Annotated in this window: 27 protein-coding genes; 12 read left to right on the top strand and 15 right to left on the bottom strand. The window is 34.5% G+C overall.

From position 1 onward, the window contains the following. Positions 1–67: 67 nt before the first annotated feature. Positions 68–568, bottom strand: a complete 501-nt coding sequence (locus QWY90_RS03435; RefSeq protein ID WP_379691574.1) for a YkgJ family cysteine cluster protein — start codon at positions 566–568, stop codon at positions 68–70. A gap of 53 nt (positions 569–621) precedes the next feature. Between QWY90_RS03435 and QWY90_RS03430 the strand changes: the two genes are divergently transcribed. After that, entirely contained in the window at positions 622–1,323 is a 702-nt protein-coding gene (locus QWY90_RS03430) for a class I SAM-dependent methyltransferase (protein WP_290284450.1), read from the top strand. A 2-nt stretch (positions 1,324–1,325) separates the two neighbouring features. Then, on the top strand, positions 1,326–1,871 hold the full coding sequence (locus tag QWY90_RS03425) for a YfiT family bacillithiol transferase (protein ID WP_290284449.1): 546 nt from the start codon (positions 1,326–1,328) through the stop codon (positions 1,869–1,871). A 122-nt stretch (positions 1,872–1,993) separates the two neighbouring features. Here QWY90_RS03425 and QWY90_RS03420 read toward each other — a convergent pair whose 3' ends face one another. The 9 genes from QWY90_RS03420 to QWY90_RS03380 all read right to left on the bottom strand — a co-directional run bounded on the left by QWY90_RS03420 (position 1,994) and on the right by QWY90_RS03380 (position 10,046). Next, complete coding sequence (locus QWY90_RS03420) at positions 1,994–3,151, bottom strand: aminotransferase class V-fold PLP-dependent enzyme (RefSeq protein ID WP_290284448.1); 1,158 nt, start codon at positions 3,149–3,151, stop codon at positions 1,994–1,996. A 62-nt stretch (positions 3,152–3,213) separates the two neighbouring features. Continuing rightward, on the bottom strand, positions 3,214–3,594 hold the full coding sequence (locus tag QWY90_RS03415; protein ID WP_290284447.1) for an energy transducer TonB: 381 nt from the start codon (positions 3,592–3,594) through the stop codon (positions 3,214–3,216). A gap of 9 nt (positions 3,595–3,603) precedes the next feature. Beyond that, positions 3,604–4,236 (bottom strand): 7-carboxy-7-deazaguanine synthase QueE, encoded by a 633-nt coding sequence (locus QWY90_RS03410; RefSeq protein WP_290284446.1) that lies wholly within the window; start codon positions 4,234–4,236, stop codon positions 3,604–3,606. A 92-nt stretch (positions 4,237–4,328) separates the two neighbouring features. Next, positions 4,329–5,990: a tetratricopeptide repeat protein gene (locus tag QWY90_RS03405; protein ID WP_290284445.1), complete on the bottom strand. Its 1,662-nt coding sequence runs from the start codon at positions 5,988–5,990 to the stop codon at positions 4,329–4,331. Between the two features lie 10 nt (positions 5,991–6,000). After that, positions 6,001–6,921 (bottom strand): PstS family phosphate ABC transporter substrate-binding protein, encoded by a 921-nt coding sequence (locus QWY90_RS03400; RefSeq protein ID WP_290284444.1) that lies wholly within the window; start codon positions 6,919–6,921, stop codon positions 6,001–6,003. Between the two features lie 235 nt (positions 6,922–7,156). Next, complete coding sequence (locus QWY90_RS03395) at positions 7,157–7,942, bottom strand: energy transducer TonB (protein WP_290284443.1); 786 nt, start codon at positions 7,940–7,942, stop codon at positions 7,157–7,159. Between the two features lie 21 nt (positions 7,943–7,963). Then, positions 7,964–8,563: an ExbD/TolR family protein gene (locus tag QWY90_RS03390; protein WP_290284442.1), complete on the bottom strand. Its 600-nt coding sequence runs from the start codon at positions 8,561–8,563 to the stop codon at positions 7,964–7,966. A gap of 16 nt (positions 8,564–8,579) precedes the next feature. Next, positions 8,580–9,188 carry an ExbD/TolR family protein gene (locus QWY90_RS03385; protein WP_290284440.1) on the bottom strand — a complete coding sequence of 203 codons (609 nt, stop codon included), beginning with the start codon at positions 9,186–9,188 and terminating at the stop codon, positions 8,580–8,582. Between the two features lie 36 nt (positions 9,189–9,224). After that, positions 9,225–10,046, bottom strand: a complete 822-nt coding sequence (locus tag QWY90_RS03380) for a MotA/TolQ/ExbB proton channel family protein (protein ID WP_290284439.1) — start codon at positions 10,044–10,046, stop codon at positions 9,225–9,227. Between the two features lie 378 nt (positions 10,047–10,424). Between QWY90_RS03380 and QWY90_RS03375 the strand changes: the two genes are divergently transcribed. Genes QWY90_RS03375 through QWY90_RS03365 form a run of 3 tightly spaced genes read left to right on the top strand, consistent with a single transcriptional unit; the run spans position 10,425 to position 12,711 of the window. After that, entirely contained in the window at positions 10,425–11,942 is a 1,518-nt protein-coding gene (locus tag QWY90_RS03375) for a helicase HerA-like domain-containing protein (protein WP_290284438.1), read from the top strand. Then, positions 11,942–12,310, top strand: coding sequence for a DMT family protein (locus tag QWY90_RS03370; protein WP_290284437.1), 369 nt, complete (start codon positions 11,942–11,944; stop codon positions 12,308–12,310). Before QWY90_RS03375 ends, QWY90_RS03370 begins: the two co-directional genes overlap by 1 nt. Before the next feature lie 38 nt (positions 12,311–12,348). Then, positions 12,349–12,711 carry a cupin domain-containing protein gene (locus tag QWY90_RS03365; protein WP_290284436.1) on the top strand — a complete coding sequence of 121 codons (363 nt, stop codon included), beginning with the start codon at positions 12,349–12,351 and terminating at the stop codon, positions 12,709–12,711. A 138-nt stretch (positions 12,712–12,849) separates the two neighbouring features. Here QWY90_RS03365 and QWY90_RS03360 read toward each other — a convergent pair whose 3' ends face one another. The 4 genes from QWY90_RS03360 to QWY90_RS03345 all read right to left on the bottom strand — a co-directional run bounded on the left by QWY90_RS03360 (position 12,850) and on the right by QWY90_RS03345 (position 17,572). After that, a complete protein-coding gene (locus QWY90_RS03360) occupies positions 12,850–14,190 on the bottom strand; it encodes an FAD-dependent oxidoreductase (protein WP_290284435.1) in 1,341 nt (446 codons plus the stop codon). A 140-nt stretch (positions 14,191–14,330) separates the two neighbouring features. Further along, positions 14,331–16,715 (bottom strand): penicillin acylase family protein, encoded by a 2,385-nt coding sequence (locus QWY90_RS03355; RefSeq protein ID WP_290284434.1) that lies wholly within the window; start codon positions 16,713–16,715, stop codon positions 14,331–14,333. Between the two features lie 90 nt (positions 16,716–16,805). Continuing rightward, the gene (locus QWY90_RS03350) at positions 16,806–17,015 is read right to left on the bottom strand and encodes a helix-turn-helix domain-containing protein (protein ID WP_290284433.1); all 210 of its coding nucleotides are present in this window, start codon (positions 17,013–17,015) and stop codon (positions 16,806–16,808) included. Between the two features lie 2 nt (positions 17,016–17,017). Further along, positions 17,018–17,572: a DUF2975 domain-containing protein gene (locus QWY90_RS03345; protein WP_290284432.1), complete on the bottom strand. Its 555-nt coding sequence runs from the start codon at positions 17,570–17,572 to the stop codon at positions 17,018–17,020. Positions 17,573–17,772: 200 nt separating this feature from the next. On the opposite strand from QWY90_RS03345, the gene QWY90_RS03340 reads away from it, so the two are divergent. Further along, a complete protein-coding gene (locus QWY90_RS03340) occupies positions 17,773–19,398 on the top strand; it encodes an amidase (RefSeq protein ID WP_290284431.1) in 1,626 nt (541 codons plus the stop codon). Positions 19,399–19,408: 10 nt separating this feature from the next. Here QWY90_RS03340 and QWY90_RS03335 read toward each other — a convergent pair whose 3' ends face one another. Further along, positions 19,409–19,807, bottom strand: a complete 399-nt coding sequence (locus QWY90_RS03335) for a YMGG-like glycine zipper-containing protein (protein WP_290284430.1) — start codon at positions 19,805–19,807, stop codon at positions 19,409–19,411. Between the two features lie 127 nt (positions 19,808–19,934). On the opposite strand from QWY90_RS03335, the gene QWY90_RS03330 reads away from it, so the two are divergent. The 6 genes from QWY90_RS03330 (at position 19,935) to QWY90_RS03305 (ending at position 25,000) form a co-directional block, all read left to right on the top strand. Then, on the top strand, positions 19,935–20,978 hold the full coding sequence (locus tag QWY90_RS03330) for a tyrosine-type recombinase/integrase (RefSeq protein WP_290284429.1): 1,044 nt from the start codon (positions 19,935–19,937) through the stop codon (positions 20,976–20,978). 571 nt (positions 20,979–21,549) lie between these two features. After that, positions 21,550–22,104: a YfgM family protein gene (locus tag QWY90_RS03325; protein WP_290284428.1), complete on the top strand. Its 555-nt coding sequence runs from the start codon at positions 21,550–21,552 to the stop codon at positions 22,102–22,104. Positions 22,105–22,287: 183 nt separating this feature from the next. Then, positions 22,288–22,800 (top strand): hypothetical protein, encoded by a 513-nt coding sequence (locus tag QWY90_RS03320; RefSeq protein ID WP_290284427.1) that lies wholly within the window; start codon positions 22,288–22,290, stop codon positions 22,798–22,800. Between the two features lie 165 nt (positions 22,801–22,965). Next, positions 22,966–23,484, top strand: a complete 519-nt coding sequence (locus QWY90_RS03315; protein ID WP_290284426.1) for a hypothetical protein — start codon at positions 22,966–22,968, stop codon at positions 23,482–23,484. A 146-nt stretch (positions 23,485–23,630) separates the two neighbouring features. Then, on the top strand, positions 23,631–23,897 hold the full coding sequence (locus QWY90_RS03310) for a hypothetical protein (RefSeq protein WP_290284425.1): 267 nt from the start codon (positions 23,631–23,633) through the stop codon (positions 23,895–23,897). 278 nt (positions 23,898–24,175) lie between these two features. Beyond that, complete coding sequence (locus QWY90_RS03305) at positions 24,176–25,000, top strand: DUF3800 domain-containing protein (protein WP_290284424.1); 825 nt, start codon at positions 24,176–24,178, stop codon at positions 24,998–25,000. The last annotated feature ends 24 nt before the right edge of the window (positions 25,001–25,024 follow it).

Genomic DNA, 25,024 nt, shown 5'->3' with positions numbered 1-25,024 from the left:
ATGGGTCACATGGAATCGCTTTTGTGGTTGTTTGCTATACAAACAAGTATATAGTGGCGATTTCATTTTATAAAGCTATTTTTTTCTTCATTTCTTCAACAATATTGTAAGCCGCCGGGCAAATGGCAACATTTTGCAAAGTCAAATCAGTTATTTGTTGAAACTTCTTTCTGTCGGTGTGTGGAAATTCGCGACAGGCTTTTGGTCGCACATCATAAATCATGCAATAGTTCTCAGCATCCAAAAATGTACAGGGAACACTTTGCAGCACATAATCCTTGTCTTCATCAATGCGTAAATACTGATCAATAAACTGCTGTGGTTTTTGTTTCAGATGTTTTGAAATCCTTTCGATATCAGCCGAAGTAAACAATGGCCCGGTTGTTTTACAGCAATTAGCGCAGTTTAAACAATCGGTGCGTTTGAATTCGGCATCATGCAATTCCTGCATGATATAATCTAAATTCTTAGGTGTCTTCTTTTTGAGCTTATCAAAATACTTTTTGTTTTCGATATGCTTATCTTTGGCAAGCTTTTGGATTTCGTTTAAGGAAGGTTTCAAACTCATAGTGCAAAATTACATAAAACGAATAATCAAATTACCGAATAACCAAATAAACCATGAAAGACCTTTTTGGTAAAGCCATACTCGATTTTCAAACTAACAATTCACCCGAAGATTTAGTTACTGAAACCAACATTTCCAACGCGGATGAAATGAGTGTGGACTATCTTTTCAGAAGTTATAACGAAATGCCAAAACTGGAAAAGAAAGCATTACAACTTTGCAAAGGAAAAATTCTCGATGTTGGTTGTGGTGCCGGAAGTCATGCGTTGTATTTGCAGGAAAAAGGATTTGATGTAACCGCTATAGATATTTCAGCGAACGCAATTAAAGCTTGTGAATTGCGTGGTTTAAATGATGCCCGAGTTCAGAATTTATTAGATTTAGAAAAGCCAACTTTTGACACCATTCTATTATTAATGAACGGGACCGGAATCTTTGGAACGCTTTCGGAAACTTCGAAATACCTTCATAAACTAAAATCGCTTTTAGGTACAAATGGACAAATTCTGATTGATAGTTCTGATATTATTTATATGTTTGACACAGCTGAAGACGGAAGTTATTTAATTCCGGCAAACGGCTATTATGGCGAACTTACGTTCACCATTTCTTATAAAAATGAAACCGAAGAAACGTTTCCGTGGCTTTATATGGATTATAATACTTTACAAAATGCCGCTCACGCCAATGGTTTGGAATGCGAATTAGTTCATGAAGGCAAACACTTTGATTATTTAGCAAAACTCACTCTTTAATTATGGAAAATATTGAATTAGAAAAATTACGTTATCCTATTGGCAAATTTGAAGCACCTCAGGTCTATACTTCTGAAATTTTGTCGAAAGCCATTCAAACTATCGAATCCTTTCCCGAAAGATTAAAAGCCGAAGTTCAGCATTTATCAAATGAACAATTAGAAACTCCGTATCGACCTGAAGGCTGGACAATTCGCCAAGTTGTGCATCACTGCGCCGATAGCCACATGAATTGTTTTATTCGATTGAAATGGACAATGACCGAAAACAATCCAACGATAAAATTCTACTATGAAAGTCTCTGGGCTGAAGGCATTGATAACAAAACCATGCCGATAGCACCAACAATTCAATTTCTGGAAGGATTGCATTATCGCTTGGCATTTGTGATGAAAAGTTTGTCTGAGAGTGATTTAGAAATGGCTTATATTCACCCTGAACACAATAAGGAATTCCAGCTTCGTGAAATGATTTGTCTTTATCAATGGCATTGCAACCATCATTTGGCGCATATTACCGAACTCAAGAAAAGAGAAAACTGGAAGTAGTTTTAGGAGCTGTTTCCAGCTATCCACTATATCTTTTACACCTGTCAGGTTTTAAAAACCTGACAGGTGTAAAAGGATGCCGTTCCTACCTGCCTGTCGGCAGACAGGTCTGGGCTAAGAATCTACACTTGAATCAAATCCGTTGTTTTAATAATCTCTTCCAAAGCACGATATAGCATATCTAAATCTTCCTGCGAATTATACGCGTTTATCGAATATCTAATATAAAAATTCCCATTCAAAGGCATCACCGGAATTTGAATTTTATATTTGGAGTACAACATTTCTTTGAGTTCAGCCGGCTTTTTGGTAGTAATAGGAACGCTTGCCATTTGGCCTAAAAATTCTTGAGTAATTGGACTTAATGGTTTTGTGTTTAGCAAATCACAAAAGCGTTGGTAGTTAGCAAAAACAATTTGTTTACATTCTTTTGAAACGACTTTCCAGTTGTTTTGCTCTAAAAACTCCACCACTTTTGGTGTACACAAAAAAGCCGAAATATCACGTGTTCCCTGCAATTCATGATAATCCAAAAACTGACTTTCACCAGGCGCCACACTTTCGTATCCCCAACTAACCACCAAAGGTTCTAAAGTATCTTGCAGTTCTGGTTTTACGTATAAAAACGAGCTGCCTTTTGGTGCCAACATCCATTTGTGCAAAGTTGCAGTATAATAATCAGGATTCAACGCTGTAATATTTAAATCGATATGTGCCGGAACGTGTGCACCATCAACAATGGTAATCAAACCCAATTCTTTGGCTTTATCGCAAATTTCTTTCACCGGAAAAATCAAAGCTGTCGCACTCGACATTTGGTTCAAAAAAATTACTTTGGTGTTTTCGTTATAGCCTCTCCAAAACTCTTCAATGACTTGTTCTTTAGATACAACCGGTAGGCTTATATTTTGCCGAATGTATTTTGCTCCGGATTTTTTGCAATAGAAATTCCATGTTCGGTCCATGGCACCATATTCGTGATTAGTAGCTAAAATTTCATCTCCTGCTTTTAACTTTATGCTTCGCATAATAACATTAATAGCATACGTTGGATTAGAGGTGAAAAATAAATCACCAGCTTGACAACCCACAAATTTGGCTAAACTTTCACGGGCTGCTTTTAAATACTTTGGTTGTCTCCGTTGAATGAAATCAACAGGATCGTATTCCAATTCTCGTTGAAAGCGTTGGAATTCTTCAAAAATAGGTTTTGGGCAAGAGCCAAAAGAGCCATGATTTAAGAAAGTTAAATTTGGGTCCAAGAGGAATTGTGATTGCATGATTGACGCTTTTTTGGTAAAAATAAAAAATCCTAAATCAAATATGATTTAGGACTCTAATTTTATTTGTTTTTAAAAACCATAGGATATTTTATCTCAATGCTTATTGGTTTACCGCCGCGTTTTGCCGGTTCCCATTTTGGGCACATTTTTAAAACTCTTATAAATTCTGTTGCTGATTCAATATCTAAAATTTGAGTAATTCTTATTTTAGTTACGGTTCCTTGCTCGTCAATAGTAAAAGCAGCTTCAAGTTTTCCCGGTTTTGTGACTTTAGAATAATCAAAATTTCTATTTATAAAAGCTGTGAAGTTGTCAATTCCACCGCCACCAAATTTAGCTTCAACACTGTCTCCGTTTAAATATACTTCATCTTCACCTTGAATCTGAGAGAACCCATAAATCGGCATTAATATGATCAGTAAAAATTTAATAAGTTTCATAATATTATTTTAAGGAATATTCAAATATTTATGCGTTTGCAATGATACTCGCCACTTTGGGTTATTCATTACATAATCGACAATTAGCGGGGTCATTTCTTCTTTTTTACTCCACTCTGGTTGCAGGAAAAGAATTGCATTTGGGTTTACTTTGGCTGCCTGTTCTTCGGCAAAAATAAAATCATGCTTATTGTAAACAATCACTTTTAACTCATCAGCAATCGCATAAGCATCAGCAACTGGTAATTTATTTTTTTTTGGCGAAAGACAAAACCAATCCCATTTTCCAGAAACAGGATAAGCTCCGGAAGTTTCGATATGGACTTTTAAGTTGTTATCTTTTAATTTTTGTGTAAGCAAAGTCATGTCCCACGTCAACGGTTCTCCACCAGTTACTACAACAGTATCTGCCTGTTTTTTTGCATTGGCAACAATAATATCTGTTGCTGTTGGCGGGTGTAATTCGGCATTCCAACTTTCTTTTACATCACACCAATGACATCCTACATCGCAACCTCCAATTCTAATAAAATAAGCAGCTGTTCCTGTATGAAATCCTTCGCCTTGAATGGTGTAAAATTCTTCCATAAGCGGAAGCATCTCTCCTTTTTCAACAGCTAATTGTGTTTGTTTTGTCAACATTGTATTTATTCTAGTCGGCAAAGATAAGTTCTTTTAAATAAAAAACCGCCCCGATTTTTTATCGAGACGGTTCTAAAAAATGTTATTCTTTTTTATTTTAATAATTTAATTGCTTCAAGCGCATATGCATTTGCCGGATCAAGCGCTAAAGTTTTGTTTAGTAATTCTTTTGCTTTTATTTTGTCAGTATTAGCAAGACTTGATGCAATGTTATTATAGGATTCAATAAACTTCGCTTTGTTTTTAGTAACTTCTTCATCACCTTTAGCTGTTACAACATCTAAATATTGTTGATAGTAAGTAGCCATCATTGCATCATTTTCCAACAATCTATTGGTTCTTGCTCTGAAAAGATAAGCATCTTGTGTTGTTGGTGATGCCGTAATTACATTCCCAAAAGCAACATCAGCTTTTTGTAAAGCTATAGGATCTGCTTTAGCAATATCTTTTCTTGTATTATCATAATATAGTGAGTTTCCAAGATAGAAATTGTCAATCAAATAATTTTTAGAATTTGGGTTGCTAACGGCAACTTCAAATACTGCAGCTGCAGCCGCAAATGCTTTTTGGTCATATAATTTTTTTCCGATTTCATTTAAATCATTAGCCGCTAATGGCTCCATTTCAACCGCTTTTTTAAGATCTGCAATTCCAGATACTAATTGTGTTGGATCAATTGATTTTCCATCAGCACTTGCTCCTTTTTTTATTTTGGATTGACCTAAGTACATATAATCACGAGGTATAATTTTGTTGCTTGGATTAGATGTATATGCCTGTAACGAATTTAAAGCCACGTCAACATTTCCGTTTTCATAAGCTGAATAACCCAAATAACGAAGTATTCTTGGATTAACTCCGTCTAATTCTTTCATCTTGTTAGCTTCAATCTCTAATGCTTTGTAATCTTTTGCCAAGATTAAAAAGTCAGCGTGTCGCATACGTGACGAAATTGAATAGTCTGTTAAAGACAAGTATTTCTCATAAAAGCTTAATGCTTTTTGTATATTTTCAGTATACGTTTTTGGGATATTGTTTCCCCATAAATAGTGAGTTTCCGCTAATTCACGATATACGGGTCCGTAATTTGGGTTGATAGCTATTACTTCGTTATATGCTTTTACAGCTTCTGTGTATGCTTTAGCTCCTTTTAACAAAACACCCAACTGCATTTTGGCTCTAATTAAACTATTGTCAAATTGATAGGCATTTCTATAAGCAACATAAGATTCATTTTGCTTTTTATCTCCATAATAGGCATCCCCTAAAGCCAATTGCACTTGAGCATCGTTTGGATTAGCTAATGCTGCTTTTGTTAATAAAGTAATAGCACTTTTATAATCTGGTTTATCAGCATTCATGAAAGCTCGAGCTATATAAACATATTCGTCAGTATCTTTCTTTTTTAACTCTTTGATAACCAAATCAAATTTAGCTTGTGCGGCCGCACTATTATTTGCATCCAAATCTAATTGACCTAAACCAATATTATTGAATCTTGCTCCATCACTTGCTAACAATCCTTTTTGAAAATAGATGGAAGCCGAATCGGGAATGTTTTGTTTTAGGTAAATTGTTCCTAAGAGAAATACTGCTTTACCATTAGTTGGCTTGCTTTGTATAACTGATTTCAATAACGATTTGGCTTTTTCAAATTGTTCAGCATCAATAGCTTTCTTCGCTGGCTCTAAATCTTGTGCTTTGGCAATTGTTGTTGCTACTAACGCTAAGCTGAAAATTTTAAACTTGTTCATCTTCTTCAATTTAATTTTTATCTTTTGTAATTGTATTTTTAATTCTGATTTTTCTGGTAGGGATTCGTTCAGGAACTAGGCCTGATTTTAAAATTATGCGTTGTCCTCTTTCTCCTGTAAGGAAGGAACTAAACCCCATTCCTAGTCCAGAATATCCTTGACAGTTGACGATATACAAACGTCGTGCCAAAGGATATTTCCCTTGTGCAATATTATCCTGTGTTGGGAAAAAGTATTCCGATTTATTTAACCCTTTGACTCCTAAAACATTTATATTATCTAATGTTTCTTGTAAATCAAGTGGTGGCTGGAAAATCCAATTTATTCCTACAACTCCAATCATTCCATTATTTTTTGCAACATATTTTAAAACATCTTCATTGTTTTTAAATGAAAAAATGTTTTTTTGATTATTGACTTGTACTCCCGAAATTTCAGAAATATATCTTGCTGTACTTGAATTGGCATTGTCAAAAACTAATCCTTTGATATTTGGAACAGCTTTTCCTTTCACAAAATCAACAATGTCTTGTAGAGCTATTAAAGTGTCATTGGTTGCTTTTTTTCTGATAAAAGTTATAGCATCGATTGCAAAAGGTCTTGTTTTTGGACTGATTTTTTTGCTTTGAAATACCTTTAATTCTTTTGATGAAAGTGTTCTAGTTAAAATTACAATTCTTGCAGTATCGTTGAACAAATCATTGATTATTTCATTTTCTGATTTCGAAACCAAATGCAATTTAGCCTTATATTCTGCTTCAAATACTGCTTGCTCATCTTCAATAATAGGCAATATTGTTTCATCAACATATACTGTAGCTTTACCTTGTAACATAGTATCCTCAACTTTATTGTTTTTCTTCTGGCAAGAAAAAACAAAAAGTAAGGTTAACAAGACAAAGCCAATAATTGTTTTAGTTAATTTATTCATCTTCTAATTTGTTCAATCGTTTTACTTGAGTAATAAACCGTAAAAAACCAAATAATAGTATAAGGCATCCTGCAATAAGTTGCATATTATTTGGCAGATTTAATTCTAATTTTTTCCAAAATAATAATAGAGAGCCTAAAAAACAAAACGCTATAAAATTGATTAAGCTAATAACGAGAAGAAACCGCTCTTTGAGCGATTTCTTCTTGAAATTTTCTATGATTTTTGCAATCATTTATTCTGCTGATTGTATTGATATTGGTAAAGAATATAATACTCTCACCTTTTTACCATTCTGCTCACCAGGATTCCATCTTGGACAAGATTTTAAAACTCTGACAGCTTCTTTCCCTGTTCCATAACCGATATCTCTTAGTACTTTAATATCTGTAAGCGAACCATCTTTTTCAACGACAAAGGTCACAAATACTTTTCCTTTTAATCCTTCTTCTTCAGGAACTTGGAAATTCTTACCAACAAATTTGTAGAATTTATCTAATCCTCCCGGGAAATCTGGTTTTACTTCAATACCCGCAGTATTGTAGATTGTATTATCTTCTTCTACTACACTTGTCCCATTTCCAACTGGTTCAACACTTAACTCTGCATCTGGATCACCTTTAATAGTTTCAGTGCCAATTTTTTTATCTTTTATTTCCTCCACTTTTGGTGGCTCTTCAGTTACTTCCTCTGCTTTTGCAACCACAGGTTTAACAAATTTTACCTGATCCACTTTTGGAGGTGGTGGAGGTGGTGGTGGAAGATTTTCTTTTGGCTTTTCTTTAGGAGGTAATTTTACGGTAGTAATTTTTTGATCTAAAGTTTCATCATCAGAACCATCAGGAAGTAAATTGACTAATACTGGGAGACTAACTAGGAAAGTGAAAATAATTCCCCCAATTATAAGAGATCTAACAGTAGTCTTACCATTATTTCTTCTAAGTTGGTATGCTCCGTATAACTTATTTCGCCCTTCAAAAACGATATCTACCCATTGATTTTTTAATAAATCTAATTTCATGTCTTTTCTTTTTTAATTAGATTAAGGATTAGGAGTTTTTTCTGCCGCAGGAGTTTTAGCATCAGCTGCTCCTCCAATCAATTTGCTTTCTTCAGGTGTGAACTCATTTACAATTGCATAAGTCGGAACACCAACAATCGCCATTTCGTCAAGTATATCAACTAAATTACGATAATTAGATTTCTTACTTGGTTTGATAATCACAATCATTCCTTTATCCTTTGTTCCAGTATATTGAAAAACTGCTGCTTTTCTGCTCAACAATTCTTTTCGGATTCCGTCTTTACCATATTCAAAGTCTTTTGGTGCGCCACCTAGAACAGGAGTTGCCAATAAACCAACATAACGAACCAATTTATTATTATCGCCTAACAATATAGTCATAGTACGATTTTCATCAACTTTCTGCGGTTTTACATTTGGATCATCTGTTTTATCTGGCAAACCCAAATTCATAGATTGGGGTTTAGACAACGTTGTGGTAAGCATAAAGAAAGTAATCAATAAGAAAGCCAAATCCACCATAGCCGTTAAGTCTACTTTAGAGTTTTGCTTTTTACTCCTAACTTTTTTACTGCCTTTTTTGCCACCACCACTATCGCCGGTATTTAATTCAGCCATTTAGTATATTTTTAAATTATTTTTCTTTTCCTCTTAAACCAGTAACCAAACTAAAGCTATTGATTTTTTGGTCTTGTAAAATATCCATTACTCTTTTAATAATAGGATACTCTTCTTTAGCATCACCTTTTATAGCAAGTTGCAATTCTTTGTCATGCAACTCAATATTAGCAATACGTGCATTCTGAACCCAGTCAGCTAGTTGATTATCCAAAGAATCTTTGGGAATACCTGGCTGCTGAACATTCTTTCTGTCTGAAGGTTTCATATCAAGAATCTGCTTAAGACTCTGAACCGGAACACCGAAACTTTCCATGATTGCAAACTTTTTTTCATCATCTTTAGAAAACGTAAGGTTGTATTTTTGAGCCATTAATTCAAGGGTTCTCAAACGGACATCTTTTCCTTTGATATCAAAAAAAACTTTCCCTTTACCTACAGTCAAAGTAGCCAAATCTTTTTCAGGCAACTTAGTCTGTACAGTAGATGCTGGTGTATCAACAGGCATTACTTCGGGAACTTTAGCAGTAGCAGTCAAAATAAAGAACGTAAGCAAAAGGAATGCAACATCACACATCGCCGTCATGTCGGTAGATGTAGACTTTTTTTTCATTTTTATTGCCATTGTTTTATATATTATTTATGATAGTGAATATCAAAATTATTGTTTTAAGCTACCTCTAAAATGTCTGTAAGTATTTACTATGGTTGTACCAGCCTCATCAATTGCATAAGTAAGACTGTCGATTTTTGAAGTAAAGAAGTTGTAGCAAATAATAGCTAATGCAGAAGTTGAGATTCCGGTAGCCGTATTAATCAATGCCTCAGAAATACCGTTTGCCAATTCAGCAGAATCTGCTCCACCGCCACCAGCTAAACCAGCAAATGCTTTAATCATACCTGTTACAGTTCCTAACAATCCTGCAAGAGTTCCTAAAGAAACTAAGGTTGACAAAATAGTCATGTGTTGCTCTAACATTGGCATTTCTAATGAAGTTGCCTCTTCAATTTCTTTGTGAATTGTTTCAGCCGCTTCTTCACTATTGAATCCTTCTTTTTTAACGTCTTGGTATTTTACTAAAGCGGAACGGATAGCGTTTGCTACAGAACCTTGTTGTTTGTCACAAGCTACAATAGCTTCGTCAATATTTCCTGCTTTTACACTAGTTTGAATGTTATTCATAAAGGCATCCAAATTCCCTTTACCTGTAGCTTTACTTATAACAAAATATCTTTCAAATGAGAAAACAACCACCATTAATAATAATCCCATCAAAACTGGTACAATTGGTCCCCCTTTGTAAACCATTGCCAAATAATTTCCTTTTAGAGGTGTTCCCGTATTTACACCACCTTCAAAATTTGACCCTGCACCCATGATAAAGTTCCATACAAGTATTCCAATTAAAATACATACTACAATCACAATTCCAGAGAACATTCCTCCTAAGTTTGAGCTACCTTCTTTTTTAACGTTTGCCATTTTTTTAATTTTTAAGTTTTAAATAATTTTATAAGTTTTAGTTGTTGATAAACTTGATTAGGAGCAAATTTAATTTTTTACTTGTAATAAAAAAACTTTTTTTGCTTTTAATACTACATCGATTTAATTCTGTCTAAATAAGCGTCTAAAGCATTTCAAATAATCATTAAAAATAAAATAAAAACAAGGTTCGATTTTATGATTCTAATGCATTATTATTAAGTATAACGCAAAAAAAGCTAAAAATGTATTTCTGAAATAAAACTTTTAAATATTTGAAATTAAATTTTTATACTTCAAATTTGAAAACAATTAACATTTCCTTGCTTTTGAAAAAATACATTACTTTGTAATATCTTTATAATCTAAAAATAACAAATGACAACAGTAGCAGATTTTACTAAACATATTAACGAAGGTTACTCTTCAAAAGGACAAAGCATTACACTTGGCGGTGCCATTTTAAACGGAGAAGCCGTTGCTGATACTTTTGTAAAAGTGCCGTTAAAAACCCTAAACCGTCACGGATTAATTGCTGGTGCTACAGGAACAGGAAAAACTAAGACTATTCAAGTATTATCAGAACAGTTGTCCTCCTACGGCATTCCGGTGTTGATGATGGATATCAAGGGTGATTTTTCGGGAATTGCTAAACAAGGTGAGGAAAAATCTTTTATTACTGAACGTCATGCTAAAATCAATATTCCTTACACCACTGCCTCGTTTCCTGTAGAACTAATGTCACTTTCGCAACAAAATGGCGTTCGTCTTAGAGCTACCGTTTCAGAGTTTGGTCCGGTTTTGTTTTCCAGAATTCTCGATTTGAATGATACACAAACTGGCGTTGTTTCGGTAATTTTCAAATATTGCGATGACAAACAAATGCCTCTATTGGATTTGAAAGACATCAAAAAAGTACTCAATTACATCACCGAGGAAGGAAAAGAGGAAATTGAAGAAAACTACGGAAAGATTTCAACTTCAACCACCGGAATCATTCTTCGTAAGATTATCGAATTAGAACAACAAGGCGGTGATATTTTCTTTGGCGAAAAGTCATTTGAGATTAATGATTTGATGCGTATTGACGAAAATGGTAAAGGGTACGTAAACATCATCCGCTTGACGGACATTCAGGATAAGCCAAAATTATTCTCCACTTTCATGCTTAGTTTATTGGCAGAAATCTATCAGCAAATGCCCGAAAAAGGCGACGTTGAACAACCCGAATTGGTTATTTTTATTGATGAAGCCCATCTTATTTTTAACGAAGCTAGCAAAGCCTTGTTAGACCAAATAGAAACCATTATCAAATTAATTCGTTCTAAAGGCATTGGCGTTTATTTTGTAACCCAAAATCCTATGGACGTTCCGGCGAGTGTTTTGGCACAATTGGGATTGAAAATACAACATGCGTTGCGTGCTTTCACAGCAAATGACAGACAAGCCATCAGACAAACCGCTGATAATTATCCAACTTCCATTTACTATAAAACGGATGAAGTTCTGACCAGTTTAGGAATTGGAGAAGCCTTTGTAACGGCTTTAAACGAAAAAGGAATTCCAACACCATTAGCAGCAACTATGATGCGGGCGCCAATGAGCAGAATGGATATATTGACCGATACTGAAATCACAGAAATCAACGGGAAATCAAAATTGGTTAGAAAATATGCCGAAGAAATTGACCGAGATAGTGCATACGAAATCTTGATGAAAAAGATTGAAAGTGCCGTTCAACAAGCCGAGGCTTCAGCTCAAACTGAAGTTGAAGAAAAGAAAAGCAACGAACCAAGCACGGCTTCTGTAATTGGAAAATCGGTGGTAAAAGTGGTTACGAGCGCTTCATTTATTCGTGGCGTTTTTGGCGTGTTAAGTAAACTATTCAGAAAATAATGAAAGGTTATTTTACCATTGGCTTGCTAATTTTGTCCAATGTTTTTATGACATTGGCTTGGTATGGCCACTTAAAATTCAAAGAACTGAAATGGTTTGAAAACGCTGGTTTAATAACTGTTGTTTTAATCAGTTGGGGATTAGCTTTGTTTGAATATTGCTTTCAGGTTCCGGCTAACCGAATAGGCTATGAAGGCAATGGAGGTCCATTTTCTCTGGTGCAACTCAAAGTCATTCAGGAAGTAATTACGCTAATTGTATTTGTCGTTTTCTCGATGCTTTTCTTTAAAAACGAAACCTTTAGATGGAATCATGCCATTGGGTTTTGTTTTTTGGTATTGGCGGTTTATTTTATATTTAAAAAGTAGCACTTCGACTGCGCTCAGTGTGACAAAATAGTAATTCAATGAAAAAATACCTCATCCAAAAATCACCATTCATAGTTCCGACAACCGATGGAAAACTAATTGAAGAGCATCACGGAATTCCGACTACTGGAAATTCAGAAATCTCAATTGCTCACATGATTGCACCGCCTAAATGGAGCGAGCCTTTTCAAACGCCGGAGTTTGAAGAGTACACCTATATCATTTCAGGGAAAAAGCAGTTTATAATTGAAGGTGAAACCATAATCATTGAAGCTGGGCAATCCATCAAAATTGAAAAGAATACGCGGGTACAATATTCCAATCCGTTTGACGAACCTTGTGAATACATTGCGATTTGCAAACCTGCTTTTGATTTTAAAAAAGTGCATCGTGAGGAATAAGTGTTACACAGAGATTCACAGAGAGTATATTGAGCCACACAGAGTCGATTAATAAGTCTAAAATAAATAGGAAAAGAAGCTCTATTAAATCTCAGTGAATCTCTGAAATGCTCTGTGAATCTCTGTGAAACTCTTTGATTATTTCAATAAGTCGATAATTTTATTTTCAACTTCCTCACTATTCCATTTGGCTTCAATATTGGGCAATTGCATCACTTCTTCCATAATTTTGTTTTGGAAATCGCCAATCGCCAAAGCTTCGGAATAAGGTTGTAAACTGAAAGTTACTCTGCTATACAACGGCATCCATTTATCAGGATGTTTATCTGAAAACCATTTCTCAATTTTCTTTTGTAGTAAGAAATTGGCATCAGCTGTTTTGGAACTCATTTCCATAAAATTTCGGAAAGACAGCTCTGCAATTGCATCAGCATTTGGTTTTCTTGAATTCTCATAATCATTGAGTAAGTTTGCCCAATCATCGCCGTATTTTTCCATCATTTCTTCTAAAACAGTAATGTCTTCAAAACCCGCATTCATTCCGTGTCCATAAAACGGTACAATAGCATGGCAAGCATCACCTATAAGGGCAACTTTATCACTAAATGTCCACGGAAAACATTTCATAGTGACCAAATAACTAGTTGGATTTTTGAAAAAATCATCTACTAAATCCGGAATAACTTCTTTAGTATCTGGGAAGTTTTTGGCAAAAAAATCGACCAATTGTTTTGTGGTTTTTAAAGATGCAAATGAATTTTCACCATCATGAGGCATAAATAACGTGCAGGTAAAACTTCCGTCTAAATTGGCCAAAGCCATCAACATAAAATTACCGCGTGGCCATATGTGTAAAGCGTTTTTGTTTAATTTATGACTTCCGTCTGCATTAGCAGGAATATGCAATTCTTTATAGCCCAATTTCATAAACTCCTGCGAGTAATCAAACATACTCTGACGCTGCATTCTATGTCGAATTCTCGAAAAAGCGCCATCGGCACCAAAAGTTAGATCATAATTATGGGTTGTCCATTCTCCTCTTTCGGTTTCGCCAATAGAAATAGTGGCGGTTGTAAGATCGACATCCCATACTTTTTCTTCAAAGAAAAATTCAACTCCAGCTTTCTCTGCTAAATCGACCATTTTTTTATTCAAAAGTCCTCTTGAAATTGAGTAGATTACCTCTCCATTTTGACCGTAAAGCTGTTCATTAACAGTTTCTTTTCCTACGTGTATGGCACGCCTATCAACAGGAATTCCTATGGCTAAAACTTCCGTTTCTAAACCAACATCCTGAAGGGTTTTTATGCCTCGGTTGGATAAAACTAAATTAATAGAACGTCCCGAAAAATTGATCTTTCTTATATCCGGACTTCTGTCATATACATGCACGATGTGACCTCTTTTTTTAAGATAAATTCCTAACAAAGAACCAACTAATCCAGAACCTACAACAGCAATTTTTTTAGGAGTTTGCATTTATTTTTACTAAACGGTTTTGCAAATTTATGTTTTTTTAGAGAACTTTTTTTAAACATTAAGAAGTTAAGGTAAATTAAGGTTTTCATTAAGGATGATTCTTAATTTACTTAATGCAAAATCTTAACTTCTTAATGGTTTTATTTTGGTTGGAATGTTAATTTTGTCGATGTTGCTTCGATTTCTTTTTTGTTGAGTTTCATCTTTCGAAATTTTCCTTTTACAAACAAATCGGTTTGATCGTCATAATGTTTGCTCATCGGGTTTCCGGACTGTCCTGTTGGCAAAACGCTCCAGCTATTTTCAATATCCGAGAAATCGATGATACGTCTTGTTGATGGACCGCCTTTAACCTGAATTTGGGTATCATCAGAATAAATAAATAATTGGTTATTGATAACTTCATTAGTTCCGGAAATGCCAAATGTTCCCACATTGAAAAACTTACTAAACAGCTTCAATTTCCCAATTGGATGCTGAAATTCAACTTGATGTACTTTCTCCCATTGCCACTGATTGATATCAGGACCCAATTGCTTTTCTAACGAGGCAATAGCTTCTTTAAATGATTGTGTCAGGATTTCGGATTGGGTTTCTTTTTTATCTTTTGTATTGATGTTATCCCACCAAAGTGAAGTCGCATTTTTACTCTGATTTTCAATTACTTGTTTGATGATGTGCGTGTTCAATAACAATTTGAAATTATCGGCTCCGAATTCATCTTCAAAAGTCTCTTTCAAATAAAAATACAGCCATTTGTTATAGATGCTTGGCGCGATGTCTTCTAAATTGTGCGTTGCTTTCCATACTTTCAATACGGCTAAAGCTCTCTTTTCATTTTCAGAAAATTTAGCAACATTCAATGGTTTAGTCATATTCGCGACAATGGTTTCGGCTGTTGCCGATGTATTATCGACAATCATTTTAGAAACATCTTCTTTTGTCCAATTGTTTTTTGGCGACAATAAGCCGTCGATTCGCATTGCTCTGTCTTTTGGAAGATAATAACCCGGATACAAATAACCATCAATAGCTTCAGGTTGATTGTTGGAGGTGTAAACGTAATTCCATGGCGGATTAATAGCTGCCGGGTTTTTGGAAAAAGGAAGAAATTCTTTTTTATCATCAACCCCATTTGCCCCGTTCAGAATAAAATTAGTGTTGACCGATTTATCAACTTTGTACAATTTTCCAGAAGTAATCCAAGCGATATTTCCTTTGGCATCGCCATACATAATGTTTAATCCCGGCGCTTTGATAAGTTCTATGTTTTTATGAAAACTTTCTAAATTTTTCGCATGTGATAATTCATAAACAGCATCAAGGATTTGGTTTTTTTGTTGCGTATAAATCCATGACATGGCTACCGCTTTTTCTGCTTTTAATCCGTCTAACAAACCCGTTATAATTGGTCCGTGTTGGGATGTTTTTACATTTAGTTTTACATCTGAACTGTCTTTAACTTTGATGATTTTTTGCTTATAGGTATAATTTTTATAGCCTTCAGCAGTTTTATATTGATGTTCATCATTCGGATTATCTTCTTCCTGAAAGAAATCGACATCATCATTTTCGAACATCGTTAAACCGTAGGCATAATTGTGATTGTGTCCCAAAAGTGGAAACGGCGTTCCGGCAATATAATAGCCATAAATTTCATAATCCGGACAAACGATATGCGCTTCATACCAGGTTCCGGGTTGCGAATACATGATATGCGGATCGTTGGCCAAAATTACTTTGCCGTTTTTAGTTTTGGATTCTCCAATAACCCAACTGTTACTTCCAATAAAAGCGGGAACAGGTGATGTTTCTAATAAACCAGCCACTGATTTTGCTATTTCAGCATATTCTTTATAATCGCCTTTATAGGATTTTAATTGTTTGGTGCCGAATTCGCCATTGATTCCAAAATCCATTAAATAATCCATCCCAAAGCGGTCGCGTATATCCGTTAATAAAGGATCTGTTTTTTGAGCCATCGCAAAACTGAAAGACATAAATCCGAAGATATTATACACATCTTTCAACGTAAATTTTTCTTGTTTTAAACCAAGTAATTGAATTTCAACCGGAGTTGTTCCTTGTTCGATATATTGATTAATTCCATCCAAATAGGCATTTGCCAAAATATAAGTCTGTGAATTTTTATCCAAATTAGCGGCTGCTTGCTTCGAGTTTTCATCGATACCAATTCCAGCAAAAAACTTATCTGTTTTTAATGCTGTGTTTCCAAAGATTTCCGAAAGTCTGCCTGGAGCAATTCGACGCATCAGTTCCATTTGCCACAATCGGTCTTGCGCATGCACATAACCCAAGGTTGTCATGGCATCTTTTTGCGTAGCAGCATAAATATGCGGAACACCATATTCATCAAAGTAAACGGTTGTTGGTTTTGATATATTTGCTAAGTTCTCTTCACCTTCGCATTTTGATTTTGTGGTTTGAAGATAAATGAATAAGGCTAGAGCAATTAGGACAATAAGACTAATAAAAACGAGAATTATTTTCTTTACTTTTTTCATGGAGAGAATTTTGGTAAACAAATATAAGGAATTGTGGATTTACTTCGTCCGTTCGCTTTCGTTTGGGTTGTTATTTGATATTCTGCACCCTTACTCCTCTTTCACAAATTCTAAAATATCTCCCGGCTGACAATCCAAAACCTTGCAAATTGCTTCGAGCGTGCTGAAACGAATGGCTTTTGCTTTTCCGGTTTTTAAGATGGAAAGGTTTGATAACGTTAAATCAACCTTTACGGAAAGTTCATTCAAAGACATCTTTCTTTTGGCCATCATCACATCTAAATTTACAATAATTGCCATAATTATACGGTTAGTTCGTTTTCGGTTTGTATGGCAATGCCTCTTTTAAAAATATGCGCAATAACAAAAACTACTACAGCCATAAAAAGCCACACATCAGCGCCACCAAATTGTAAAGTTTCAATAGAAGGCATTGCTATTCCTTTTTTAATTAACCATTCGGTATGTTTTACTCCCCAATAAGAAAACAAACCAATTCCCAGAGTCAAGTAGGATATATTAAAAATAAAACGACCAACTTCAGTATTGAAAGGTTGAGACAAATTTAGTTTTTTATCATGCAATATTTTTACAATCAAATAAAACATAATTGCCTTCATTACCGCTATAATATTAACGAATGAGGTTACCACTAAAAAATATCCGGAGTCGTATTGATAAAGACCGGATAAATCCATTTTGTTCCAAAAATTACCAACACCAACTGGGTTGATGAAAAGAGTAAAAAGCGTATTGAAGATAAAACCGCCGGCTTCAATACACACACCAATAAAAATTATCCACGAAAGAACATAAAGTAGTTTCAGGATTTGATTTGAACTAATTTTAATTTCCATAAATATGAGATTTTATAAATTGACTTTGCAATAGTAATTAAATTTTTATTGATAAACAATAAATTTTTATTATAAATTAAAAAATAGTTGAGATTAATCAATCTTTGTTATTTCTCAAAGCCAATAATTAGTATGGATAATATCGCACGATTTTTTTGTACATTTATCGGTGTAACATCATTCAACCAAAATTAACACTTATGAAAAGAAGAGCTTTTTTAACCAACACCACTTTGGCAGTAGCCGGTTTAACCACCTCACTATTTGTTACAGCTTCCTGTTCTGACAAGAAAACAGAACCAACAATAACGGCAAATACTGATGACGCTGAAGATAATTTTGAGTTAAATGAAATGACCATTACAGAACTTCAGGATAAAATGGCTAAAGGAGAATATACTTCGGAACAAATCACTAAACTTTATTTAGACCGTATTGAAGCGATAGATAAAAATGGCCCGAAACTAAACGCCATTATCGAACTAAATCCAGATGCTTTGAGTATGGCGAAAGCTATGGATAAAGAACGTAAAGAAGGTAAAATCAGAGGTCCATTACATGGTATTCCAATACTGATAAAAGACAATATTGATACTGCCGATAAAATGATGACAACTGCCGGAGCACTTGCCCTGGTAGGAAACATAGCAAAGAAAGATGCTTTTATTGTTGAAAAATTGAGAGATGCGGGCGCTGTTTTATTAGGAAAAACCAATTTAAGTGAGTGGGCCAATTTTCGTTCGTCCAACTCTTGTTCGGGTTGGAGTAGCCGTGGCGGACAAACTAAAAACCCATACATGTTAGACCATTCACCTTGTGGTTCGAGTTCGGGTTCAGGCTCTGCGGTGGCTGCAAATTTATGTGCCATTGCTGTTGGCACTGAAACGGATGGTTCAATTACTTGTCCGGCTTCAGTAAATGGAGCCGTTGGAATAAAACCCACAGTAGGTTTAGTTAGTCGATCAGGGATTATTCCTATTTCACATACACAAGACACGGCAGGACCATTAACCAGAACAGTTACCGATGCTGCCATACTACTCGAAGTTTTGTCAGGTGTTGATGATGCAGATAAGATAACTAAAGAAAGCATTGGAAAAGCTACAAAGTTCACAAGCTTTCTAGATGTTAATGGATTAAAGGGCAAAAGAATTGGAGTAGAAAAGAAAAAATACAGCAATCAATTCCTAAATAAATTACAAAACGAAGCAGTAGCAATACTCAAACAACAAGGTGCCACTATAGTGGAGATTGAGTACTTAGACAATGTTAACGCTTTGGGTAACGATGAGAATGAAGTAATGAAATATGAATTTAAATATGGCGTGAATGCCTATTTATCAAATGCTAATGCTAAAGTGAAGACTTTGGAAGAAGTTATCAACTTTAACAAACAGAACGAAGATAAAGCCATGCCAACATTCAAACAAGAAATTTTGGAAATGTGTGCAGCAAAAAAAGGTTTGGACGACACTACTTATACCAATGCCTTAGTAAAAAGTCACAACGGAACAAAGCAAATTCTTGACAACATAATGCAAAAAAACAAGCTCGATGCCATAACCGGATTAACCATGGGACCATCATGCAGTATTGATACCATTTATGGCGACCGTTGGGGCGATGTTTTTTTGACTGCTCCTGCAGCAATGAGCGGTTATCCTCATATTAGTTTGCCATGTGGAAAAGTATATGAATTGCCTGTAGGCTTATCCTTCTTTAGCGGTGCCTACCAAGAAGGAGAACTAATTGCAATAGCCTATGCATACGAACAAGCGACCAAACATAGAGCTAAGCCAAGTTTTAAGAAATCATTCTTGAGTTGATTGAAAATAATTATTTCTTCTTACTATCAATAATAGCGCCTGTCCCTGCTCCTAATCCGGCTCCAGCCAAGCCACCAATTATGGCGCCTTCACCGTGCTTTTTATCAACGAGTGCTCCGGTAACGGCTCCTACTCCGGCTCCAATTACGGCTCCTTTTGCAGCACTACTCCATTTTTTTCGTGTAGTGGTAGTTTGAGTAGTGGTGGTTTGATTGACAATTACAGGTTTGGTTTTTTCGTTTACTAATTTCATCGAGTCAATGATGTGTTGCTTTTCGGCTACTTGTTTCATTGAATCAATGGTAGCTAGTTGTGTACTGTCTGCAATTACTCCTTGCTTGTCAGTGTTTTTGCATGAGCTTAGACTTAAAACTCCTACTGCGGCTATAATCATCACTATATTTTTCATACTATAATTTGTTAAAGGTTGGATGCAAAGTAATATCAAAAGTGGTTCATACTATTTATATCATTTCAATTAAAGTTTATATAATTATATTTATTTTTTGTAGATTTATACTTATATTTTTAACTATATGAATTGGAGTGCCAAAATAATTACACATAATCAGGAACGAAGAATTGCCGTATCCTTTGAAAAAGATGCGACATTAATTGCTTGGATAAAAACCTTTCCCGGAGTGCGATGGAGTCAAACGAAAATCTACTGGCACATACCGGACAATGATGAAAACCGAAAAGAATTGGGGATTCCTACTTTGACTGAATTATTGCCAAATAAGGAAGGTTTGAAAGGTATAGAAAACTTTAAACTTTGGCTTCGTTCCAAAAGATATAGTGAAAACACCATCAAGACTTATAGTGATGCTATGAAATCATTTTTAGTTTTTTATAGGTTGAAAGATTTACGTGAAATTGATAATGATGATATTATCCAATACAACAATGACTACATACTGAATAACCGATTATCGCCATCGTATCAAAATCAGATAGTTAACGCCATTAAGTTATTTTTTAAAACTACACAAAACAGGGTAATTGATATGGAGAAAATTCATCGTCCAAAACGAGCTAAAGTATTACCTAATGTTTTAAGTAAGGAAGAAGTAAAAGCAATATTAGAAGCTCACAGTAATTTGAAACATAAAACGATGTTGAGTTTAATTTATAGTTGTGGTTTGCGTTGTGGAGAATTGTTAGCCTTGAAACCAGTTCATATAGATTCCAAAAGAAATATAGTCTTGCTAAAAAATTCTAAGGGAAAGAAAGACAGAATTGCTCCGTTAAGCCCTAAAATACTGAATATGTTAAGAGAATATTTTACTGCTTGCAAGCCAAAGGTTTATCTATTTGAAGGGCAAGTTGATGGAAAACCTTATGATCCCCGTAGTTTGCAAGTAGTTTTAAAACAAGCCTTAGTCAAAGCAAAAATCACTAAACCTGTAACCTTACATTGGTTGCGGCATAGTTATGCGACCCATTTATTAGAAAGCGGAACAGATTTAAGATACATTCAGGAATTATTGGGTCATAACAGCAGTAAGACTACTGAAATTTACACTCATGTTAGCACAAAAAGCATACAACAAATAAAAAGTCCATTTGATGATTTGTAAGAATTATTTAATATATTTGAGAAAGAATAAAAGCGAAACAAACATTCGCATATACAACTCTTTTTGGTTGGCTTTGCGAATGTTTGTTTCGGGTATATACAAGTTGTGTGCAATTGCACGCCACGTAACCTGATAACTATCGCTAAAATTTAACCGGAAAAGGAAAGAGTTAAGTAACGGAAAAGTAGCCACTTTTTCGTCAAGCCTTGCAAAGTGGGATTTGCTGAAAATTCATTTTCAAAGCGAAGACGCTTAAAAGGCTTGCCAAAGTTATAAGAAAAAATTGATAAAGTCAAATTTTTTTATTATAACTACTTAACTCTAAATTATTGCCGTAAAATTATAGCGCTGAGATTTTATACAACTGCGCCTATCATTGCGGTCTGATAGGAGACAATTATCTAAAATCAATTATCAAGCTTCCGAGAGCGGCAACTGTAAACTGTTTTTGTTATCTTAGCAGAGAACAAGCAACAGCACACAACAGCGGTTACCCGCAATGCCGCCCATAGGGCTAGGCACTGCGGGTAGCCGCGGAACGTTAGCAGTAACATTAAGAAAACATCTGAAAATGACAAGATTTTTTTATCTCTTTATTATTATCTCCATTAGTAGCTTTGCGCAGCAAAAAGCTAACGAAGATGAACTGGCTTATAGAGAAATTCAAACTTTGGAAAGAGCAATTACCATAGCCGATCTAGAAAATAATCAAAATGAAAGTGATGTAGCTAGAAATGAGTTTTCAAAAGAAACTCTTCGGAAAATAAGACTTGAAATTTTACGAATTTCGGATGCTATAATAGAGTACTTTCCTAAATCAGAATATCTTTATGAAACGCTTTTTGAAAAGGCGATAACTGAAGAACTTTTAGGAGACATTGATGCTGCAGAAAAATCATATAAAAAAGTTGTATCATTTGATACTGCTAAAACTGATTTAAAAAATGTTTCCTTAAAAAATTTGGCTAGAATTTCAATTCAGAAAAAAAAGTACAAACAAGCACTTAATTATCTTGAGCAGTTGAAGAATTTTAAAATATCTCACGGATGTGGAAATGGAGAGGATGCATATAAAGAGATATTGGACGAAATGTACAAACAATGCTATGAAGGATTAAAAAAATAAGTAAAATGCTACTGCTAACAGCGGTTTTGCGCAATAGCTCCAAACCGTTGTTGTTGAAAATCCTCTGGATTTTCAACTGTAGCTTTTCATAACAGTATTTTGCGTAAATTGCCGCTACTGACGCAAAGCCGCGGAACGTTATGAGAGATTGCCACCCAAGATTTCAGAAGAAAAAATCAATAAATGAAATACATACTTTATCTTTCACTAATATTATTTTTTGTTTCATGTAAACAAGAAAATAAAAATTTAAAAAAGACAATCCAGAAGAAACCTTACTATACTTCTTATAGTGGAAAAGAATCAAGTTGGGATTTGTATTTTCCAGACACAATTGTTTTAAATCGAAAATACAAAGGACGAATTGTTTATAAAGGCATTTTAGACACAATAACAACTTCATTTGAAGATGAACATTCACGTTACATAAAGGTTGTTTTAATGACTTCAGATAAACTGAATGGTCATCTTGAAACGTTACGGAAAATGGCAAAAGATACATTTGGCGCAATTAATTACAGGGAAATTCCTTTTTATGATATTTCTTTTAAAAAACCAGGCGTAAACTATATACAAGGATATATTATTGACCAAGTGTTTTTAGAAGCTAAAGGAACAAAACCAAAAGATAGTTTAGTGAGAATGATTGAGAAGCAAGTTACTGTAAACTGCAAAGTTTTCGTGAAGAAGGAATAGCAACCTCTCATAACAGCGGTTTCACGCAATGGCTGGTTTCAGATTTTCCTAGTCGGAAAATACTCAACCAGAAATTTGCGTACATTTACAACTAATCATTCAACGAGCCGCCACTACGTAAAGCCGCGGAACGTTAGCGGTTATATCTCTCGTAACAACATAAACATGGAAGCAGATAAAATTATTCTTAAAACAAAAATTAACTTCTTTTCAATTGGATTGTTTTTAATTGGAATAATTGCCTTTGGGTATTCTGCCATTGCAACCATAGTTTTTCCAATGAAGTCTGATAATAATTTTTTAGATGCAAATGATTTATTGGTTCTAAAGTGGATTGTTTTTGGAGCCTTTACTCTTGTGTTTATAGGTTGTTCATACCAATTTTTAAGTGTCAAAATATTTTCATTGACAAACCAAAACATAATTATCGATTACCCATTTCTATTTATAAAAAAAACAATTCCAATATCAACAATTAAAAGGGTACTCGATAAAAACAATATTTACATGTTGTCGAGAATTAACTGGAATAATGCTATATATAAAGAAAAAGAAACAACAATTGAATTCTTTAATGGTGAAAAAATTACGATAGATTTATCCGGAGCAACAAATTACTTAGAATTCAAAGAGAAATTTTCTGAAATAATAGAAGCCAATGATACAACCGCTAACAAATGCTAAAACTCATGGCTAGTTTTTCGGTAAATTGTGCGTTTCTTTTTCATAACTTCGCTCGGTCGGTTATGGAAAAAAAGATTTCCATAAGCCGCCACGAGCTCTAGCATCGACCGTTAGCGGCAAGGCCAGAACAAAGCATAAAAAATCAAATGAAGTTAGTAGAAAAGCAAGATAAATATCGACCAACGATTGGAAATATTTCCGCTGCAATTATTGTTTGTGTTGCAATCTATTCCATGATAAATCCTGGTCCTGAAGGTTGGGGTTTTTTAGCTGGAATATACTTGATTTTTCTTTGTATTATTATAATGTTAGTTGACTTAGTGTTTCAAAGATTTATAAAAAATTATTGGATAATTTCATTAATAGAATTGATGCTATTAACTGGAATCTTTGTTTTATCACGATTAACTTAACTGAAAGAATGGAATGGAAAGCAGAATGGAATTTAATGAAAAATCGCCGAGAAAATTGTAGCGTTAAAATAAGTAAATGCCCAGCCGCTAACAGCGGTTTTACGCAATGGCTGGTTCAGATTTTCCTAGCCGGAAAATCTACAGCCGGAAATTTACATATATTTACAACAAAAGCGGTAAGTTGCCGCCACTGCGTAAAGCCGCGGAACGTTATGGGCAATGTTCGCGCCGGTGCAAAAAATCAACAGAAGTTTTGAAAAGAAATTAACGTAAAAATTATGGCAATAAAATTTGCATTTAGTGATGAATGTGGTCATTATGCTCAGTTCAGAACTGAAAAGCAAAATAGAGTACATCCATTTTATATAAGGTCATTATTTTTAATGGATGGTGATGAATATAAAAAGCTTTGTCAGGATTTTGCAGTTTTAAAACAAGATTACCAATTACCTGAAAAAGAAATTAAATGGGCTCATATTTGGACGTTAAGAACGCACCATCAGAAAGGAACTAAACCAAACGAAAAAGACGATTGCTATTTCTTGAAAGATATTGATTATCACAGAATAATTGACTTCGTTGAAAATGCATTACTCCTACTTCAAAATCTAAAATTTTGTAAAACAGTTTTCACAATAACTAACAATCAATCAAATGCTAAATTCTCAGAAAAGGATTTGTTCAAAATGCACATTACATCACTTCTTCAACGTGTGCAATTCGAAGTACAGATAAATTCGGAAGATTTGGCAGTAATTTTTTTCGATCCTTTGGGTGAAAACAAAAGTAAAATATTAAGAGAAATATATTTTGACATTCAAGGTAATGGAGATTTTATTCAAAACTACACGCACATTAAAGACAGCTTAAACTTAGAATTCTCACATCACAGTATTGGAATTCAATTAGCAGATTTTCTCTCTGGCGTTATGGCAGGAACATTGAAAGGCTATGAAAGAAGCATACAGATATTCAATAATGCTGTTAGACCAACATTGAGAAATTATCAAAATAAAATTTTAGGCGCTGGAATTTGTGAAGTTCCAACAAACTCAACTCAAAGACAAAAGATGAGAGAGCATTTCAAGAAACACTGCCCATAACAGCGGTTTCTCGCAATTGCGAAT

It is taken from the genome of Flavobacterium paronense (genome assembly GCF_030409795.1).
GTDB classification, from domain to species: Bacteria; Bacteroidota; Bacteroidia; order Flavobacteriales; family Flavobacteriaceae; genus Flavobacterium; species Flavobacterium paronense.
Note: the sequence above shows the minus strand (reverse complement) of the source record. Positions and strands in the feature narration are given on the sequence as shown.